The sequence below is a fragment of the Aeromonas simiae genome, from assembly GCF_014892695.1.
In the GTDB taxonomy this organism is placed as follows: domain Bacteria; phylum Pseudomonadota; class Gammaproteobacteria; order Enterobacterales; family Aeromonadaceae; genus Aeromonas; species Aeromonas simiae.
Window position 1 is genome coordinate 2,025,732 of record NZ_CP040449.1, and the last position, 18,518, is coordinate 2,044,249.

The following is an 18,518-nucleotide window of genomic DNA, read 5'->3' on the forward strand; positions in this document are numbered from 1 at the left end:
TATGGGCAAGCCGGTCTGTTCGCGCAATTAGTGTACGGCGGCGTTACCAACCTGGATCTCGGGCAGGTTGAGGTAAGCCTCACGCTCACACTCGGCAATGACTTCATGAGTGGCGGCGATGGTGCTGTTGACAAACAGCAGGAACTGCTCGACCGAGAGCCCCGCCTTGGTAAAGACGGTGTGGCCCACCACCAGGCGCGGCAGGCTGTCGTCGGTCACGTCGAGAAACACCTTGAGCGAGGGGTAGTTCATGTTAAGGCGCCCCAGATCGGAGACCACCGCCAGCAGGGCCGAAGGACGCAGCTCCAGCTCAGTGGAAAAGAGCAGTCCCTCCTCTTCGACGAAGATGCGGCTCTCCTGCACGCCATCCACCGACTGCAGGGAGACGATGTGAATGCCGTGGCACTGATCGCAGACATAGTGCTCAACGCGCGCCGTTTGCAGCCAACGCATCACCATTTCGGAACTGGGAGTATTCATGCTTGGGAGGAACTCTTCACTGTGGAGGGGCGCAGTCTAAACCAAATTGTCACAGACCAAAAGCGCTGTACGCCTATCCACCCTGTTAAGCGATGGTTTCACGCATCATCCCCTGAGATGGTGCGGCGTTCACACTAACGTCACTCGATTGAAACCCTTGCGACACACGCGTCTTCTATCCTGCCGGCTCTTTATACAAGGAGTGATAACGATGAAAAAAGTGGCCGGACTGGCCTTGTTGATCGGTGCCGCACTGGCAGCCGGCTGCAACTCCAGCAACGATTCCGACAGCGCCAGCAGCACCCCAAAAAATGTGATTTTCTTCCTCGGCGATGGCATGGGGATCACCACCCTCACCGCCTCACGTATCTACAGCGTGGGGGAAGAGGGCTCACTGACCATCGATACCCTGCCCGAGAGCGCCTTTATCAAGACCTTCTCCAACGACTCCCAAGTGACCGACTCAGCCCCCTCCATGTCGGCCTACATGACCGGGGTCAAGAGTAACAATGGCGTCATCTCGATGGATGCCGCCGCCACCCAGCAAGATGACTGCAGTAAGAGTGCCGGCAAGGGGGTCACCACCCTGCTCGAGCTGGCCAAACAGGCCGGCCGAGCCACCGGTGTGGTCACCACCACTCGAGTCACCCATGCCACCCCGGCAGCCACCTATGCCCATCTCTGCAACCGGGATCTGGAAAACGACATCGCCGCTCAATTGGTGCCTGGCGGCGCCGGCTATAACGCCGCACTCAAAGATGGGGTCGACGTGGTACTGGGGGGCGGCAGCCGCCATTTCCTGCCCGAGTCGGAGAAGGGCAAGCGCCGCGACGGACGCAACCTCATCACCGAGATGCAGGCCCAAGGCTATCAGTACGTCAGCAACGAGAGTGAACTCAAGGCCGCCAGTGGGGACAAAAAGCTGCTCGGCCTGTTTGGCAGCAGCCACATGAACTACGAGCTGGATCGCCAGAGCGGCGAACCTTCTCTGGCCGAGATGACCGTCAGCGCCCTCTCCCGTCTCACGTCAAACCCGAAGGGCTACTTCCTAATGGTGGAAGGGGGGCGCATCGATCACGCCCTGCACGACACCAACGCCAAGCGGGCGCTGGTCGATACGATCGCCTTCGACGACGCCATCAAGGCCGCGCTGGACGAGGTGAAAAAGAGCGATCCCGACCTCAAGAACACGCTCATCGTGGTCACGGCCGATCACGACCACACCCTGGTGCTCAACGGTTATGCCAAGCGCACCGGCAAGACGACCGCTGACAATCCGGGTGTACTTGGCCTGGTCAAGAGCTACAGCACGGGCAAACTGGCAAAGGACTCCAGTGGCAAGCACTACACCATCATCGGCTTTGGCAATGGCCACAACCGGGTCGAAGGGCCGCGCCAGAACTTAGATGAGGCCACCGTCAGCGCCGACGATTACACCCAAGAGGCGGTGGTGCGCATCAGCGACGTGGCCGGCAGTGAAACCCATGGCGGTACCGATGTGTTCCTCGGCGCCATCGGCCTAGGAGCTGAACGCTTCCATGGTTCTATGGACAACACCGCCGTCTTCACCGCCGTCAAGGCCGCCGCCGAGCTGTAAGGAGAACATCATGAACAAGCACACTATCGCTATCGCGCTCGGTCTGGCCCTCGCCTCCACCGCCACCTCGGCTGCCGATGCCAAGAACGTCATCCTCTTCATCGGGGATGGCATGGGCCCTGCCGTACTCACCGCCACCCGCCTCTACAAGGTGGGGGAAGAGGGGGATCTCGAGATGATGAAGCTGCCTTACGCGGCGCGCATCAAGACCTTCTCCAACGATGCCCAGACCACCGACTCCGCCCCCTCCATGGCCGCCTACACCACGGGGGTCAAGATGAACAACGAGGTGATCGGCATGAGCAGCGACACCGTCGCGGTCGCGCCGAGCAAGGATGCCAATGGCAACCAGGGTATCAATAACTGCACCAGCGACAACGGCAAGCCAGTACCGACCCTGCTTGAACTGGCTAAGGCTGCGGGTAAATCGGTTGGCGCCGTCACCACCACCGAGCTGACCCACGCCACCCCGGCCGCCACCTACGCCCACATCTGTCACCGCAATGCAGCCTATGCCATCGCCGCGCAGACCGTCCCGGGTGGGGCGGGCTTTAACAGTGCGCTCAAGGATGGGGTCGACGTCCTGATGGGGGGCGGTGCCAACCACTGGACCCCTTACAGCGCCGACAACCAGAAAGGGCGCGCCGACGGCCGCGATCTGACCAAGGAGCTGCAAGATCAGGGTTACCACTATGTGACCGACAAGCATGCATTGGCCGCCGTCGACAGTGGCCGGGTGCTAGGTCTGTTTAGCCAGACCTCGCACCTGGACTATGACCTCGACCGTCAGGCTAAGGGGGACGCGGCCACCCAACCTTCGCTCTCCGAGATGACCGCCAAGGCCATCGATCTGCTCTCGGCCAACGACCAAGGCTATTTCCTGATGGTGGAAGGGGGCCGCATCGACCACGCCCTGCACAGCACCATTGCCAAGCGCGCGCTGACCGATGCGGTGGCCCTTGATGAGGCAGTCAAGACGGCGCTGGATAAGGTGGATCTCAAGGAAACCCTGATCGTGGTCACCGCCGACCACGATCACACCATGACCCTCAACGGCTACGCCGCCAAGGGCAACCCTGTGCTGGATCTGGTCAAGGACAAGGAGGGCAACCCGGCCCTCGACGCCGACGGCAACCCCTACACCACGTTGGTATTTGGTAACGGCAAAAATCGCTCCAATAGCCGCAACATGCTGACCAGCGAGCTGGTCATGGGCGATAAATACCGGCAGGAGGCTGGCGTGTATATGACCACCGAGACCCATGGCGGCGGTGATGTGATGCTCTTCGCCGATGGCCCCGGCAGTCGCGCCTTCAAGGGTACCTTCGACAACACCCAGGTGTTTGGCAAGATCAAGGCCGCCCTCGGCCTGTAACCGCGCAAGGGGCGCACCAGCGCCCCTCCTTTTTGCTTAAAGAGGCATCATGATTCGACTCCCCCTCACCGCCTTACTGCTGGCCAGCTCGCTGGCGGGCGCCAATCCGCTGCCCGATCAGGCGGCCCAGATCACCTATGAAACCCGAACGACCACCCCGGATGGCATCGTCAAGGAGAGCCGCTGGCAGGAGCGCTGGCTGCGCGTCGGCGACACCCTATGGAGCGAGCGGCTTATCCCCCTGCCCCTGGCTCGCGCCTTTCATGCCCGCCATGACCGCCAGAGCGGCCACAAGCACTTTACTCATCAGATGGCGGCCCGCTGGGTCGAGCCTGATGCACAGGGCAAGCCCTACCTACGCTACGCCGATCGTTGGCACAAACAGGTGGTGGAGGTGCCCGCCCCCGAATATGGCATGGTGGACTTTCAACCCGACTGGGCGAATCTGCGCCAGTTGTTCGACCCGGCCCACCTCACCCGCATGCAGCCGCTCAACACGCCAGCCCCCGAGGGGGCGCGCTGGTATCAGGAGGAGCAGGGCAACGAGCGTACCCGGGTGCTGTGGTCACAGGCGCGGCAACTGGCACTGGTGGTGGAGTCGGGCAGTCTCGATGGCTGGCGTCACTATCGCATGACGGTCACCCCCAAGGCCCTGCCCACCGCCCTCCCCTGGCAGAGCCTGGATGGCTTCCAGGAACTCGATATTCGTGACTTCTTCGACTGAAACAGCCCGGCGAGTCCGGCGGCAAAGTGATAAACTGCCGATATTGTTATCGAGTCGGTCACTATGCGCCTGCTGCTTCTGCTCTGTCTTCTGCACTCCTCGCTGGCCCACGCCGTCACGCTGCTGGCTGCCGAGGTGCCCCCCTTTGTGATCCGCCCCCAACAGGGGGCGCCAACGGGTATGGCCATTGAAGTAATGGAAGAGGCCGCCCGCCGCCTGCACGAATCATTGACCATCGAGCTACTCCCCTTCCCCCGCGCCCTCAGCCAGATCCATCACCGCCCCGATGCTCTGCTGCTGCCGCCGGCCTGGAGCCCGGTACGCGCCGAGCGCCTGAGCTGGGTGGCCCCTCTCATTGAGGAGTCTTTTGTACTGCTCACCGATCGGCGCTACCACCCCGAGCCGCTGACCCTCAAGGAGCTGGATCAGCAGAACGTGCTGATCGGCACCCTGCGCGACTCGTTCAGCCATGAATGGCTAAATGGCCGCCGTGACCTGCGCATCGAACTGGCCCACGACGAGCAACTCAATGCCCAGAAGCTGGCTCGCGGGCGTATTCAAGGCTGGGCAGCCTCATGGAATACCGCGCGCTACCAGCAGCAACAAAATGGGCTGCCGCTGGAGCGACTGGTGCGTGGCGAGGAGCTGGCGCGCACCCACCTCTATCTTGCCGCCGCCCCCGATTTCCCCACCGCCTTGGCGGCTCGCTGGCAGCAGGTGATCGCCCAGATGCGCCAGGATGGCTCGCTCGCCCGGATCCTGGCCCAGTACGACTACCAGGCCCCCTGAGCGGTGCGCCTATCGCCAATTGCCAAAGTGCGCCAATCTGGTTATGGTATCCCCATGAACAGCATCATGTTTTGCCTCTCCAGGCCCACACCCTTCTAAGCCCCCGACGCAGCCCGCCGTGACGCGCTGGTGTCCGGGGGCTTTCAGCCATCTTTTCTTGCCAGGCACGCCCCACCGGACGGAGGGGCGTGGTTATCACCATTAAAACCGATAAGGAATGCCGAGATGAAACAGCCCAATCTGGTGATCTCTTCCCTCGATCTCGATCGCCTCGAGCGCCTGCTTGAGACACTGCCGACCCAGCAGGCCCTCAACCACCCGCTGCAAACCGAGCTGGATCGCGCGGACGTGATCGAGCCGGAGCAGATGCCCGCCGATGTGGTCACCATGAACTCCACCGTACGCTTTCGCCTGATTGCCAGCGGTGAGGAGCACAGCCTGACCCTGGTCTATCCGAAGGATGTAAAGGGCGAGAGCAGCCGCATCTCGGTACTGGCCCCGGTCGGCAGCGCCCTGCTCGGCCTGAAGGTGGGGGATAACATCAGTTGGCCCGGCCCTTCCGGCCAGTTGATTGAGGTCGAGATCCTCGAAGTGGTCTATCAGCCGGAGCGGGCCGGCGAGCTGCACCGCTAGGGCGTCAGCGGCGTGGGGCTTGGCGTGCCCCATGCCAGCCCCGCTACCGGGCGGTCGGCATCACGGCAGTCTCAAACAACGTGATCCGATTCTTGCCCTCTCGTTTGGCCCGATAGAGGGCCTGATCGGCTCGTTGCAACGCCTGTGACAAGGCCTCACCCGGTGCCATCCAGTCCATCCCGACACTCACCGTGATACTCACCTCGTCCACCTCAATGGCGGCAATATCATGCCGCAATCGCTCGCAGCCATTGCGGGCCGCCGCCTCGTCCGCCCAGCGCGCCAGCACCACGAACTCTTCACCACCGAAGCGGCCAACCACCAGATCGCTACGCTCATTCAGATAGCGCCCCACCTTCTGGATCACTCTATCTCCCAGCTCATGGCCATGCTTGTCGTTGAGCTGTTTAAAGTCGTCCAGATCCAGCATCAGCAGTGCCACCCGCTCCTGCCCCAGCCAGCGCCCCAGCATGTGGTGCAGACCGCGCCGGTTGAACACCCCGGTCAGTGGATCGCGGGTGGCCAGCTCGCGCAGCGCCAGGGTGCGGTGGTGGGTGCACAGCAGCAGCACCCCGATGGAGCTCAAATACCCGCCCATCAGCATGGTGACATAGGGCAGCACATTGACCAACTGCCGCCGGAAGGGGGAGCCCACCTCCTCAATGCCAAGCAGGGCCAGCCGTAACAAGGTGAAGGTAATGAGCAGGGCGAAGAGGCCGATCATCATGGTGACCGCCAGTCGATAGTCGCGCCAGCCGTCGCGCACCAACTGCCAGATCGTGAGCAGTGAGAGGAAGATAAAGGCAAGGCTACTGATGGCGATGCGGTACTCCACGTTCAAATTGACCGCAAAAGCCCACCCCATCATGGCAGCAAACAGCAGCACCCCGCACCACCACACCAGCCAGCGTACCGGGCGTAGGAAAAAGCAGCGCACCCCGGCCAGCGTCAGGGCAACATGGGTAATGAGAAAGACGTTGCCCGCCCACAGCCCCGCCGTGAAGGGGGCGAGGATCTGCATCACGAAACCGCTCTGACCGATCACTGCCAGCAGTCCCGAGGCCCACCACAACAGGGTGCCGGGAATGTCCCTGTGTGCCAGCCAGGTAAGCGTGAGGGTCAGAAAACCAAGGCTGTAGCCAAACAGAGCCATCAGCATCAGGGTGTAGATATCGAGACGAAGGAGCAGCGCTTCCATGATTCGAGGCGGGCGATGAAGAGGTCGGTGCAGTATAAAAGAAGCCTTTCGCGCTGGCTCCTGGCAAATCACTCGATGGGCAACATTTTCTCAACACGAATCCTCTGACAGAAAGGCTTGCACCGGGCGATAAGGATAGATATGTTGCATTGGCGAGATATTATTTCTGCAACAGCCGCAAAATATCGAAACAGTTTATTGATTTAACTAGATTTAATTGAATCTGGCGAAATTTTGCTCTGCGCTGAAATATTCTCGGCATGGCTTTACCATCCATGTCTTGCCTGTTGCCGGATGCAGCAGATGTCCCCGCGTGGATATGCGGGCACAGGTTCAAGGCCGAACACAACCCAGACAGAGACGTCACCATGATAAGAACGCTGATCCTTTCCTTTATGCTGTTTTGCGGGCTGGCCCAGGCTGGCACCGTCGATGACATCCTCAAGCGCGGCACCCTGCGCGTTGGCTTTGATGCCGGCTATCAACCCTTCGAGATGACCAACAAGCAGGGCCAGTACATCGGCTTTGACGTGGATCTCGCCAAAATGGTCGCCAAGGAGATGGGCGTCAAGGTGGAGTTCGTCAACACCGCCTGGGACGGCATCATCCCCGCCCTGCTCACCGACAAGTTCGACGTCATCATGGGCGGCATGACCGTCACCCCCCAGCGCAACCTACGCGTCAACTTCGCCGAGCCCTACATTGTGGTCGGGCAGACCATTGTCCTGCGCAAGGATCTGGCTGGCACCATCACCTCGTTCCAAGATCTCAACGATCCCAAGTACAAGATCGCGGTCAAGCTCGGCACCACCGGCGAGCAGGCGGTCAAGCGTCTCATCCCCAAGGCTCAAATATTCCAGTTCGAGACCCAAGATGACGCCAAGCTGGAGGTGATCAACGGCAAGGTCGATGCCTTCGTCTATGACCTGCCCTACAACGCCGTGTTCACCTCCCAGAACACCGGCGCCGTGGTGCACCTCGACAAACCCTTCACCTTCGAGCCACTGGCCTGGGCCGTGCGCAAGGGGGATGCGGACTTCATCAACTGGCTGAACAACTACCTGCGCCAGATCAAGGGGGACGGCAGCTATGACCGCCTCTACAAGAAGTGGTTTGAATCCACCGACTGGCTCAAGCAGCTCAAGTGATCCCGAGGGCGGCTCCGCCGCCCTCATTTTTTTCCGGCGTTGCACACGAATCGAGAGGTAGTCATGGTGCGAACCCCCAACCCCGTGCGTCAGATGGAGAAACGGCCCAACCCCCTGCTGTGGCATGGCGTCTTCGCGCTGCTGTTGCTGCTGGCGGGCTATGCCATCTATCAGGCCGTGCAGGCGGTCAACTACACCTGGCGCTGGGAGCGCATCCCGCAATACATCGTCTATCAAGACGAGCAAAAGAGCATGGCCGAGTTCGACGGCACCGTGGTGGCCGACCAAGGCACCCTGTGGCTGCAAGACGATCTGGACCCCACTCATCGCCAGAAGGTGGCGGCCCAGGGCGCCTTGGTGGCCGAAGGGGATATGGTGTTTCGTGGCGATGCCATCGACAGCCGCAAGGCATGGACCGCCGGCCCCATCGCCCTCGGCGTCTGGGTGACGGTCAAACTCTCCTTCTGCGCCGGGATCCTGGCCATCCTGCTCGGCACTCTGGCGGGGCTAGCACGCCTCTCCCCCAACCCGGCCCTGCGCAACCTGTCTATCACTTATGTCGAGATCATCCGCGGCACTCCACTGCTGGTGCAGATCTTCATCGTCTACTTCTTCATCGGCACTGTGCTCAACCTCGATCGTTTCACCGCCGGGGTGGCGGCGCTCGCCGTCTTCACCGGCGCCTACGTGGCCGAGATCGTGCGCGCCGGGGTCAGCTCGATCCACAAGGGGCAGATGGAGGCGGGCCGCAGCCTCGGCATGACCTCGGCCCAGACCATGCGCTACGTGATCCTGCCCCAGGCCTTCAAGCGGGTGCTGCCGCCGCTCGCCGGCCAGTTCATCAACCTGATCAAGGACTCCTCCCTGGTGTCGGTCATCTCGATCACCGATCTGACCAAGGCCGGCCGCGAGGTGGTGAGCTCCACCTTCAGCCCGTTCGAGGTGTGGTTCACCGTGGCCCTGCTCTACTTGGTGCTCACTGGCACCCTCTCCTTCTTGGTCCGCCGTCTCGAGGTGAAATATGCAAAAAGCAACTGATCCCATCATCCGCGCCGAAGGGGTCGAGAAGTTCTACGGCAGCGAGGTGCACGCCCTAAAGAACGTCACCACCCAGGTGGCCGAGGGGGAAGTGGTGGTGATCGTGGGGCCAAGCGGCTCGGGCAAGTCGACCTTCCTGCGCACCCTCAACCAGCTCGAGACCATCAACGACGGCAGCATAGTGGTCGACGGCATCAGCCTGACCGAGCCGGGGAACGTCAACAAGCTGCGCGAAGAGGTGGGCATGGTGTTCCAGTCTTTCAACCTCTTCCCGCACCTGACGGTGCTCGACAACATCTGCCTGGCGCCGCAGAAGGTGCGCGGGCTCACACGCCGGGAGGCCGAAGACAGGGCCAAGGCGCTGTTGCTCAAGGTGGGGCTCTCCAACAAGGCACAGAGCTACCCCTCCCAGCTCTCCGGCGGCCAGCAGCAGCGGGTGGCGATCGCCCGGGCGCTCGCCATGCAGCCGCGCATCATGCTGTTTGACGAGCCGACCAGCGCCCTCGATCCCGAGATGGTGGGTGAGGTGCTGGAGGTGATGAAGGAGCTGGCTCGCGAGGGGATGACCATGGTGGTGGTCACCCACGAGATGGGCTTTGCCCGCGAGGTGGCTGATCGAGTGCTGTTCATGGAAAACGGCGAGCTGCTGGTCGATGAGACCCCCGCCAGCTTCTTCGATGCCCCTCCCTCGGAGCGGTTGCAGCGTTTCCTAAGCCAAGTGCTCTGAGCCTCGTCGCCGACGACAAGAAGGGGAGCCTGTGGCTCCCCTTCGCTTTTTCACTCAGCTCCACTGCTGGCCGAAGCTCCACAGCGCCGGCAGTAGCGCCACCAAGGCCAGCCCCGCCAGCCACCGCTCGCGGCCGCTGAGGCTCAGCCCCAGCTTGCGCCGGGTGTGCAAAAACAGCAGCAGACCCGGCCCGTAGAGCAGCAGCGAGAGCAATAGGTACTCAAGCCCCGCCGCGTAGAGCAGCCACAGGCCGTAACCGGTGGCGATCACCGCCGCCAGGCGCGCCTTGCGATCTCCCTCTCCGCTCAGGGTGAGCTTGAGCAGGAAGGCGCCGATGAGGAAGTAAGGCACCAGGATCATGGAGGTGGAGATCAGCAACAAGTTGGTGTACCCCTTGCCGAGCAGCCACACCAGCAGCAGGCAGCCCTGCACCGTCAGGCTGGTGAGCCAGAGCGAGGCAATCGGGGTACCGTGCCGGTTCTGGCGCGTGAACAGCGCCGGGAAGGCGCCGCGCTGGGCGGCGCTGTAGGGCACCTCGGCCGAGAACAGGGTCCAGCTCACATAAGAGGCCAGCACCGAGACGATGAGGCCGAGGCTGATGAGGGCCTTACCCCAGGAGCCGGTCATGTGGGCCATCAGCCCCGCCATGGAGGGATTGGGCAGGGCCGCCAGCTCAGGGCGATTGAGGATCCCAAGCGCCAGCACCGACACCAGCACATAGAGGGTGAGCGCCAGCACCACGCCAAGCACGGTGGCCCGCCCCACATCCCGTTTGTTGCGCGCCCGCGCCGAGAGCACCGCCGCCCCTTCGATACCGGTGAAGACCCAGAGGGTGATGAGCATGGTGTTGCGCACCTGCTCGGAGACCGACTGCTGCAAACTCTCGCCACCCGGCTCCGCATGAAACACAACAGGGTCAAACCAGTAGCAGGCAAAGGCGACAAACAGCAGCAGCGGCAAGCTCTTGGCCAGGGTCGCCACCAGGTTGAACAGGGCGGCCTGCTGCACCCCGCGCGCCACCAGAAGGTGTACCGCCCAGAGGATGCAAGATTCACCGAGGAAAGCCCAGCCGGTGTTCCCCTCACCAAACCAGACCCGCTCCGGGGTGTCGGTAAATCCCCCGATGGCGGCAAAGGCCACCACCAGATAGCCGACCACCCCTATGGTGGCGCACAGCCAGTAACCCCAAGCGCTGAAAAAGCCGACCAGATCGCCAAACCCCTCGCGGGCATAGCTGTAGATCCCCCCGTCGAGCGCAGGGCGCAGCCGCGCCAGATAGAGAAAGCAGGCCGCCAGCGCCAAAATGCCGATCCCGGTCACCAGCCAGCCGATGAGCACCGCCTCAGCGCCGGCCACCGCCGCCATGTTCTGGGGCAGGCTGAACACCCCTGCCCCCACCATGGAGCTAAACACCAGGGCCGTGAGTGACCAGAGCCCAATCTTCTTCTCACTCATCGGCCACCCCCGCAAAGTGCGCGCTTAAGGCGGCGATGTGCTCGGGGCCGATGCCGCAGCAACCGCCGATGAGGCGAGCCCCGGCCGCCTTCCAGCGCTCGGCCCAGATCAGATAATCCGCCGGCCCCAGATCGGCGCGCACCTCATCCAGCCCGTCGTTGGCGGTGGCCTCCTTGGGCTGGGGCGGGAAGGCGTTAGCGTAAGCCCCGAGGCGCACATCGCGCCGCTCCAGCATGGCCAGGGTGGCCACCGCCTCGGCCAGCGCGGCCTCGATCACCTCCGGCTGGCAGCAGTTAAAGAGGATGGCGTCAGCCCCCGCCTCGACCAGTGCGCGCACCGCCGAGCTCACCGGCTCGCCGGAGCGCAGCCGTGGCTCGCTACCGGGCACGTCATCTTCCAAGGTGAACGAGACCCACAGCGGCTTGCCATCGTTAGGCAGCAGGGCCCGGTAGGCGAGCGGCTCGGCAATCAGGCTCATGGTCTCAGCCAGCCAGATGTCAACATGAGGGGCCAGTGCCCGCACCAGCGGTGTCGCCAGGGCGGCCACCTGCTCGGGGCGGTAGAGATCGGCGCGATAAGAGCCAAACAAGGGCGGCAAGGAGCCCGCAACCCGAACGCCGGGATGGCGATCCGCGGCCTGACGCGCCAAGGTGGCGCTGAGGCGGGTCAACGCCTCCCCTTCACTGGCAAAGCGCGCCTGGCCGATATGAAACGGCACCAGGGCATAGCTGTTGGTGGTGATCACCTCGGCACCGCTGTGAATGAATGCCTCGTGCACCTCGCTGACGGTGTGCGGCGCCTCCATCAGCGCCAGCGCCGACCACTCTGGCTGACGAAAGGGGGCCCCGCGCCGGGCCAGCTCGCGGCCCATACCACCATCCAGAATCACCACCCCTTCTCTGTTTTCCATCCTACTCTCCAGCCTGCTAATAAAGATATCAAGACACCCAAACACCTAGCCATTTGGACGTCTAAACATCTTTTACAGGAGTGCGGGGAGCGATGCAATCCCTTCACAGCGGAAACCGCAGAAATAAAAAAGGGCCGATCTTGCGATCGGCCCTTCTATTTGACGCTATTCAGACGCTATTAGCTGTTGTGCTCGCGGCGCTTGTTACCAAACTTGCGGCCCTTGTCGAACCCACCTTCACGATTGCCTTCGCGGCGATCCTTGTTGAAGGGACGACGCTCCTTGTTGAAGGGGCGATCGCGGAACTGACGCGGAGCGGCGCTGCGGGTCCCTTCCGGCACTTCGGTGTAGGGCGTGATCATCAGCGGACGCTGGCAGACACGCGCCTTCTTGATCACTTCCATCACTTCGGCGCTCATGCCCTTGGGCAGATCGACGGTGGAGAAGTCATCGGCGATCTCGATGTTACCGATGAAGCGACTCTCGAGGTTGGCTTCGTTGGCGATGGCGCCGACAATCTGGCCCGGCTTGACGCCGTGATGGGCACCCACGTCAACACGGAAGCGCTCCATCTTCACGTCAGGATTGTCTTTGAGCGGACGCGGCTCCAGACCCGGCATACGACGGGCCGGGCGATCGCCACGGTTGAAATCGCGATCACCGAAGTCACGCTGATCACGGCGCTCAAATTCGCGCGACGGCTGGGAGAGCAGCGGATCCGGCTTGGACTCGTCGAGCAGCAGCGGCTGATCACCCTGCACCAGCTTGGCCAGGGCAGCGGCCAGCTCGATCGGATCGACGGACTCTTCCTGTACCAGCTCGTTGACCAGTTCGTAATAGGTCTCGAGCTCCTCACCCATCATGGTTTCGCGGATGCGCTCCTTGAACTTGGTCAGGCGGTGCTGGTTGATGTCGGCCATGGTCGGCATCTTCATCGGCTCGATGCTCTGACGCGTTGCGTGCTCGATGGAACGCAGCATGCGGCGCTCGCGCGGGGCCACGAACAGGATAGCCTCACCCTTACGACCGGCACGGCCGGTACGGCCGATACGGTGCACGTAGGACTCGGTGTCGTACGGAATGTCGTAGTTCACCACGTGGGTGATGCGCTCGACGTCCAGACCACGGGCTACCACGTCAGTAGCGATCAGGATGTCCAGCTGGCCTTGGCGCAGCTTCTCGACGGTACGCTCACGCAGCTTCTGCGGGATGTCACCATGCAGCGCTTCACAGGCGTGACCACGGGCAGCCAGCTTGCCGGCCAGTTCTTCGGCCGCATTCTTGGTGCGCACGAACACCAGCAGGGCTTCGTAGGATTCCACTTCCAGCAGACGGGTCATGGCTTCCAGCTTATGGGAGCCGGTCACCTGCCAGTAGCGCTGACGGATGGTGGTCGCGGTCGCGGTCTTGGAGGCGATCTTGATCTCTTTGGGCTGCTTCAGGTGCTTCTGAGCCACACGACGGATCTGCTCCGGCATGGTGGCGGAGAAGAGGGCTACCTGACGGCCAGCCGGGCACTGCTCCATGATCCAGTCGACGTCGTCGATGAAGCCCATGCGCAGCATCTCGTCCGCCTCGTCCAGCACCAGGGCACGCAGACCGGAGAGATCCAGGCTCTTGCGGCGGATAAGGTCCATGACGCGGCCCGGAGTACCGACGACCACCTGGGCACCGCGGCGCAGGGCGCGGATCTGGGTGTCATAGGAGGAGCCACCGTAGATGGGCAGCACCTGGAAATCAGGCATGTGGCTGGCGTAGCGTTGGCACGCCTCGGAAACCTGAATGGCCAGTTCACGAGTCGGCGCCAGCACCAGGATCTGGGTGGAGCGACTGCCTGCCTCAAGGCGGGAGAGCAGCGGCAACGCAAAGGCCGCCGTCTTGCCGGTACCAGTCTGCGCCTGCCCCAGCAGATCATGGCCCGCCAGCAGTGGCGGAATGGCGGCGGCCTGGATGGGGGACGGGCGCTCGTAGCCCACGTCGTGCAGCGCCTTCAAAATGGGCGCGGCCAATCCAAGCTCGTCAAAAAGGGGCAGATGTTCGGTATCAGACATAGATTCTTCCAGGTATTTAGGCAGGCGGTTCACACCGCGGAACAGCAAAAAGGCGGCGATTATAGCGCCACTTTGCCCTGCTGTCTTGAAAAATGTGATTCGTCTCTCAAACAGCCTGCCAAGTATATGCCTGCCCATCCGCCCTGGCATGCACTATCTGCGCAATTGTGATCGCTTCGCCCTCAGGGCCGCTTGTGGCGCAGCACCGCCATGGTGATCCGGCTGGTGCAGATGAGTCGCTCGCGCTCGTCGCTGATCTCAATCTGCCACACCTGGGTGGTGGCCCCCAGATGCACCGGACGCGCCACCCCGGTCACCTTCCCTTCCCGCTTGGCTCGGATATGGTTGGCGTTGATGTCAAGGCCGACGCAGTAGTGCTCCTCATCCACCGCCATGTTGGCGGCAATCGAGCCCATGGTCTCGGCCAGCACCACAGAGGCCCCGCCATGCAACATGCCAAACGGCTGATGGGTACGGCTGTCAACCGGCATGGTGGCCGCAATCCAGTCATCGCCAAAGGCGCTGTAGTGAATATCAAGGTGTGCCATGAGGGTGTTGCGGGAGCTGGCCTCCAGCCCCTCCAGGCTCATCGCTTTTTTCCAGATGGACATGAGTGCTCTCTTTTGAAGGTATTAGCCGTCCTACGCTACCACGGGTATGTGACACCGGGCCACTCGACCCACGGCGTGTCGCGGCCGGGAAAGCGCACCGACGTCCAGTTCCAGCGCCGCCTAAGCCAGCGCCGGATAACCTCGCTAAACGTCGACGCCGCCACTGGCGAATCGGCGCCCAACCAGAAGAAGACCTCGACCTGGACGCCAGGCAGCAGCGAGGGATAAAGGTACAGGCCGCCGATCAGCGCCTGCTCCTCCCCCTCCCACACCGTGTAAGCAAACGAGCGGTGGGCGCGAAACTCCGACACCTGCCACGCCAGATCGGCCTCGTGCTGGGCTAGCGAGAAGTGCGCCGATGGCCAGGGGTCATCGGCGCGAAACAGCTGGTGCAGTTGCTCCCGCTCACGCAGCAGCGCCACGTACTCGCGCACCGCCTGCGCCTCGTCACAGGCCCGCAGCACAAACCCGGCGTGGGCGTAGTGCTGGGGGACCTGAAAACGGGCGGTCTTGAGCATCACACTCGCTCGAGCAGGGCCTGCAACGGGTGCTTGAGCTGCTCCCCCTCCATGTGGTTGACCTGGCTGCGACAGGAATAACCGGTGACCAGGCAGCGATCCATCGACAACCGCGACAGGGGCTCGGCCCAGCTCAGCGAGTAGATACCGCGCGAATTTTCGAGGTTGCGGGCATCGTGGCCATAGGTGCCGGCCATGCCGCAGCAACCGACCGAGACCGGCTCGAGGCGGGCACCAAAGCGCTCAAACACCTTCTTCCAATCACCGGTGCTGGTCGGCAGCGCCGTCTTCTCGGTGCAGTGGCCAAACAGATACCAGGGCGTCTCGTCACACTCGCGCGCCTCGGGCAGCTCGGCTTGCAACAACCACTCCTGCACTTGCAACACCTTGAAATCGCCCCGCGCCTCGCCCAGCGCCTTGACGTACTCGTCGCGATAGCAGAGCACCATGGCCGGATCGGCCCCGATGAGCGGCACCCCGAGCCGGGCAATCTGATTGAGGAACTGGGCCGTGGTGGCGGCGGTGCGGGCAAAGCCGCGCAGGAACCCCTTGACGTGCTGCGGCTTGCCGTTGGGCTTGAACGGCAGCAGGTAGGGTTGGTAACCGAGGCGCTCGCACAGGCGCACCAGATCGCGCACCACCGGCGCATCGTAGTAGCTGGTGAAGGGATCTTGCACGATCAGCACCACCTTGGCGCGCTGCTCGGCGCTCATGCGCTCAAGGCTCGGCAGGTCGAAATAGCGGGCGCGGCTCTCTTTGAGCTCCTCGGCCAGGGTCGGCACCGACAGCAGCGGCAGGTGCACCAGACCGACCGTCTTCTCGGTCGCCTTTTGCAGCCACTCCTTTTCCAAGAAGAAGTTCACCATGCGCGGCGCCTTGGCCAGCCAAGGGGTGTAGCCCTCGGAGGTGCCGATGATGTAATCCTTGGGGCTGCGCAGGTAGCGGCTGTGATAGAGCTGCATGAAGCGGGAGCGGAAGGTGGGCACATCCACCTTGATTGGGCACTGGCTGGTGCACGCCTTGCAAGCAAGACACCCCTCCATCGCCTCCATCACCTCGTGGGAGAAGTCGTACTGACCCCGCGAGCGGGCCCAGGTGTTGCGCACCTTGTCGACGATCTGCTTAAAGCGCACCCCGCCGGTTTGCAGCGCGACCTCCTCGGCCAGCGGATCGAAGCCTTGCAGGGCGAGCTGGCGCAGCCACTCACGCATCAGGCCGGCACGCCCCTTGGGAGAGTGGCGGCGATCGCGGCTGATCTTGACCGAGGGGCACATGGGCGAGTCGGTCTCGAAGGTAAAGCACAGGCCGTTGCCGTTGCAGTCGAGCGCCTGGGTGTAGCTGGTGCGCACCGCCAGCGGGATCTGGCGGTCATACTTGCCGCGCTTGGGGCCGTCCACCGACACCAGCTCGGCATCGCTGCCATAGGGCATGCAGATCTTGCCGGGGTTGAGGCGGTTATCCGGGTCGAACGCCCCCTTGACCCGCTGCAACTCCTCCCAGAGATCGCCGAAGAAGGCCGGGCTGTATTCGGAGCGGAACCCCTTGCCGTGCTCACCCCACATCAGGCCGCCGTACTTGGCGGTCAGTGCCACCACCTTGTCGGAGATGCGCCGCAGCATCACCTCCTGCTCGGGATCGCACAAGTCCAGCGCCGGGCGCACGTGCAAGACGCCCGCATCCACGTGGCCGAACATGCCGTAGTCGAGCCCATGCTCATCGAGCAGGGCGCGAAACTCCATGATGAAATCGGCCAACGACTCCGGCGGCACGGCGGTGTCTTCGGTAAAGGCCACCGGCTTTTTGCGTCCGGCGGCGTTGCCAAGCAGCCCCACCGATTTTTTACGCATGGCGTAAACGGTCTCGATGCTCGGCAGGTGGTCACACACCTGATAACCGATGATGCCGGCCTCACCACGGGCCATCAGCTCGTCGATACGCCGGCACAGCTCGGTCACCTTGGCCTGGTGCTCGGCCTCATCCAGATCGGCGAACTCGACGATGTTGAGCCCGTCCATCCGCTTGCCCGGTACCTCCTCGATGAGGCTGCGCACCGAGTGCCAGATGATGTCGGCCTTGGCCAGATTGAGCACCTTGGAGTCCACCGTCTCGACCGACAGCGCCTGAGCCTGCACCATAAAGGGCGCATTTCTGAGCGCAGACGGGAAGCTGTCGTACTTGACGTTGACCAGGGTGCGATAGCGCGGGATCGCCGTGATGTTGAGGCGCGCCTCGACGATGAAGCCGAGGGACCCTTCCGAGCCACACAGCACCCGGCTCACGTCGAGGGCATCCTCGGCCGGATCGTAGAGGTGCTTGAGATCATAACCGGTCAGGAAGCGGTTGAGCTTGGGGAAGGTGGCCTCGATGTCGGCGCGGCGCTCCTTGCCGATGCGGTAAAGGGAGCGATAGATCTCCCCTTCCCGATTCTCAAGCGCCAGCTTGTCGGCCAGTCGCTCCCCCTTGAGCGGCTCGGTGGCGATGATCTCGCCATTTTCCAGCACCGTCTTGAGCCCCAGCACGTGATCTGAGGTCTTGCCGTAGACCAAGGAGCCCTGCCCCGAGGCGTCGGTATTGACCATGCCGCCGATGGTGGCACGGTTGGAGGTGGAGAGATCCGGCGAGAAGAAAAAGCCGTGGGGCTTGAGGGCCGCATTGAGCTGATCCTTGATGACGCCGGCTTGCACCCGCACCCAGCCCTGCTCCGGGTTAATTTCCAGCACCCGGTTCATATGGCGCGACAGATCGACGATAATGCCGGCGCTCAGGGACTGGCCGTTGGTGCCGGTGCCGCCGCCTCTGGGGGAGAAGGTCAGCTCGCGATAGCGCGGCTCCTGCCCCAACGAGAGCATCAGACTGATGTCGTCGGCATCCCTGGGGAAGATCACCGCCTGAGGAGTAACCTGATAGACGCTGTTGTCCGTCGCCATGGCGAGCCGGCCCGCATATGACTTGTCAACGTCACCCCGAAACCCCTTCTCAATGAGGGCATCTAAAAATGCCAGAGTCAGGGGTGACACACTGCCTTGGTAATCGAGTCTCGGGATCATGAATCCTTGTTCCCTACTGGTTTTGATACCTGCTGATGACAGGCAATTTAGCCGGCGCTCCGGCGACCACAATGCCGGGCGGTGCGTCCTGCGCCCGCCTTGGCATTCGCTCACGTCTTTTTGTACGTTGGCCGGCAGTATATCAGCCCTTGCTCAGTCGGGATCAAGCCCGTCGCGCCACTTGCCGCTGCGACGTAAACCGTTTGTTCAACTATCG

At 62.7% G+C, this 18,518-nt stretch carries 16 protein-coding genes; 8 read left to right on the forward strand and 8 right to left on the reverse strand.

Going from position 1 to position 18,518, the window contains the following annotated elements; translation table 11 throughout:
- Positions 1-27: 27 nt before the first annotated feature.
- Positions 28-480, reverse strand: coding sequence for a type III secretion system chaperone family protein (locus FE240_RS09590; RefSeq protein ID WP_193000519.1), 453 nt, complete (start codon positions 478-480; stop codon positions 28-30).
- A gap of 211 nt (positions 481-691) precedes the next feature.
- On the opposite strand from FE240_RS09590, the gene FE240_RS09595 reads away from it, so the two are divergent.
- From FE240_RS09595 to rnk, 5 genes are all read left to right on the forward strand, one after another.
- On the forward strand, positions 692-2,077 hold the full coding sequence (locus FE240_RS09595) for an alkaline phosphatase (RefSeq protein WP_193000520.1): 1,386 nt from the start codon (positions 692-694) through the stop codon (positions 2,075-2,077).
- Between the two features lie 10 nt (positions 2,078-2,087).
- A complete protein-coding gene (locus FE240_RS09600) occupies positions 2,088-3,452 on the forward strand; it encodes an alkaline phosphatase (RefSeq protein ID WP_193000521.1) in 1,365 nt (454 codons plus the stop codon).
- 49 nt (positions 3,453-3,501) lie between these two features.
- Entirely contained in the window at positions 3,502-4,176 is a 675-nt protein-coding gene (locus FE240_RS09605) for a hypothetical protein (protein WP_193000523.1), read from the forward strand.
- A gap of 63 nt (positions 4,177-4,239) precedes the next feature.
- Positions 4,240-4,965 (forward strand): substrate-binding periplasmic protein, encoded by a 726-nt coding sequence (locus FE240_RS09610; protein ID WP_193000525.1) that lies wholly within the window; start codon positions 4,240-4,242, stop codon positions 4,963-4,965.
- Positions 4,966-5,190: 225 nt separating this feature from the next.
- Positions 5,191-5,598, forward strand: coding sequence for a nucleoside diphosphate kinase regulator (rnk, locus tag FE240_RS09615; protein WP_042048345.1), 408 nt, complete (start codon positions 5,191-5,193; stop codon positions 5,596-5,598).
- Between the two features lie 43 nt (positions 5,599-5,641).
- Here the strand turns inward: rnk and FE240_RS09620 are convergent, their stop codons facing one another.
- Positions 5,642-6,796 carry a GGDEF domain-containing protein gene (locus tag FE240_RS09620; protein WP_193000533.1) on the reverse strand — a complete coding sequence of 385 codons (1,155 nt, stop codon included), beginning with the start codon at positions 6,794-6,796 and terminating at the stop codon, positions 5,642-5,644.
- Positions 6,797-7,164: 368 nt separating this feature from the next.
- Between FE240_RS09620 and FE240_RS09625 the strand changes: the two genes are divergently transcribed.
- The 3 genes from FE240_RS09625 (at position 7,165) to FE240_RS09635 (ending at position 9,709) form a co-directional block, all read left to right on the forward strand.
- Positions 7,165-7,944, forward strand: coding sequence for a transporter substrate-binding domain-containing protein (locus FE240_RS09625; RefSeq protein WP_193000535.1), 780 nt, complete (start codon positions 7,165-7,167; stop codon positions 7,942-7,944).
- 63 nt (positions 7,945-8,007) lie between these two features.
- On the forward strand, positions 8,008-8,982 hold the full coding sequence (locus FE240_RS09630) for an amino acid ABC transporter permease (protein ID WP_302341731.1): 975 nt from the start codon (positions 8,008-8,010) through the stop codon (positions 8,980-8,982).
- Complete coding sequence (locus FE240_RS09635) at positions 8,966-9,709, forward strand: amino acid ABC transporter ATP-binding protein (RefSeq protein WP_193000537.1); 744 nt, start codon at positions 8,966-8,968, stop codon at positions 9,707-9,709. Before FE240_RS09630 ends, FE240_RS09635 begins: the two co-directional genes overlap by 17 nt.
- 54 nt (positions 9,710-9,763) lie before the next feature.
- Here the strand turns inward: FE240_RS09635 and FE240_RS09640 are convergent, their stop codons facing one another.
- From FE240_RS09640 to ydiJ, 6 genes are all read right to left on the reverse strand, one after another.
- Positions 9,764-11,164: a basic amino acid/polyamine antiporter gene (locus FE240_RS09640; RefSeq protein WP_193000539.1), complete on the reverse strand. Its 1,401-nt coding sequence runs from the start codon at positions 11,162-11,164 to the stop codon at positions 9,764-9,766.
- Positions 11,157-12,074, reverse strand: a complete 918-nt coding sequence (locus tag FE240_RS09645) for a homocysteine S-methyltransferase family protein (protein WP_193000541.1) — start codon at positions 12,072-12,074, stop codon at positions 11,157-11,159. The genes FE240_RS09640 and FE240_RS09645 overlap by 8 nt, the downstream gene beginning before the upstream one ends.
- A 179-nt stretch (positions 12,075-12,253) precedes the next feature.
- Positions 12,254-14,125: a DEAD/DEAH box helicase gene (locus tag FE240_RS09650; protein WP_193000543.1), complete on the reverse strand. Its 1,872-nt coding sequence runs from the start codon at positions 14,123-14,125 to the stop codon at positions 12,254-12,256.
- 182 nt (positions 14,126-14,307) lie between these two features.
- Entirely contained in the window at positions 14,308-14,736 is a 429-nt protein-coding gene (locus tag FE240_RS09655; RefSeq protein ID WP_193000545.1) for a hotdog fold thioesterase, read from the reverse strand.
- Positions 14,737-14,771: 35 nt separating this feature from the next.
- Positions 14,772-15,257, reverse strand: coding sequence for a hypothetical protein (locus FE240_RS09660; RefSeq protein WP_404800018.1), 486 nt, complete (start codon positions 15,255-15,257; stop codon positions 14,772-14,774).
- On the reverse strand, positions 15,254-18,301 hold the full coding sequence (gene ydiJ / locus FE240_RS09665) for a D-2-hydroxyglutarate dehydrogenase YdiJ (protein ID WP_193000549.1): 3,048 nt from the start codon (positions 18,299-18,301) through the stop codon (positions 15,254-15,256). Before ydiJ ends, FE240_RS09660 begins: the two co-directional genes overlap by 4 nt.
- Between the last annotated feature and the right edge of the window lie 217 nt (positions 18,302-18,518).

Coding starts and splice junctions, on each gene's coding strand:
- FE240_RS09590 (WP_193000519.1), bottom strand. CDS start 480: ATGAATACTCCCAGTTCCGAAATGGTGATGCGTTGGCTGCAAACGGCG.
- FE240_RS09595 (WP_193000520.1), top strand. CDS start 692: ATGAAAAAAGTGGCCGGACTGGCCTTGTTGATCGGTGCCGCACTGGCA.
- FE240_RS09600 (WP_193000521.1), top strand. CDS start 2,088: ATGAACAAGCACACTATCGCTATCGCGCTCGGTCTGGCCCTCGCCTCC.
- FE240_RS09605 (WP_193000523.1), top strand. CDS start 3,502: ATGATTCGACTCCCCCTCACCGCCTTACTGCTGGCCAGCTCGCTGGCG.
- FE240_RS09610 (WP_193000525.1), top strand. CDS start 4,240: ATGCGCCTGCTGCTTCTGCTCTGTCTTCTGCACTCCTCGCTGGCCCAC.
- rnk (WP_042048345.1), top strand. CDS start 5,191: ATGAAACAGCCCAATCTGGTGATCTCTTCCCTCGATCTCGATCGCCTC.
- FE240_RS09620 (WP_193000533.1), bottom strand. CDS start 6,796: ATGGAAGCGCTGCTCCTTCGTCTCGATATCTACACCCTGATGCTGATG.
- FE240_RS09625 (WP_193000535.1), top strand. CDS start 7,165: ATGATAAGAACGCTGATCCTTTCCTTTATGCTGTTTTGCGGGCTGGCC.
- FE240_RS09630 (WP_302341731.1), top strand. CDS start 8,008: ATGGTGCGAACCCCCAACCCCGTGCGTCAGATGGAGAAACGGCCCAAC.
- FE240_RS09635 (WP_193000537.1), top strand. CDS start 8,966: ATGCAAAAAGCAACTGATCCCATCATCCGCGCCGAAGGGGTCGAGAAG.
- FE240_RS09640 (WP_193000539.1), bottom strand. CDS start 11,164: ATGAGTGAGAAGAAGATTGGGCTCTGGTCACTCACGGCCCTGGTGTTT.
- FE240_RS09645 (WP_193000541.1), bottom strand. CDS start 12,074: ATGGAAAACAGAGAAGGGGTGGTGATTCTGGATGGTGGTATGGGCCGC.
- FE240_RS09650 (WP_193000543.1), bottom strand. CDS start 14,125: ATGTCTGATACCGAACATCTGCCCCTTTTTGACGAGCTTGGATTGGCC.
- FE240_RS09655 (WP_193000545.1), bottom strand. CDS start 14,736: ATGTCCATCTGGAAAAAAGCGATGAGCCTGGAGGGGCTGGAGGCCAGC.
- ydiJ (WP_193000549.1), bottom strand. CDS start 18,301: ATGATCCCGAGACTCGATTACCAAGGCAGTGTGTCACCCCTGACTCTG.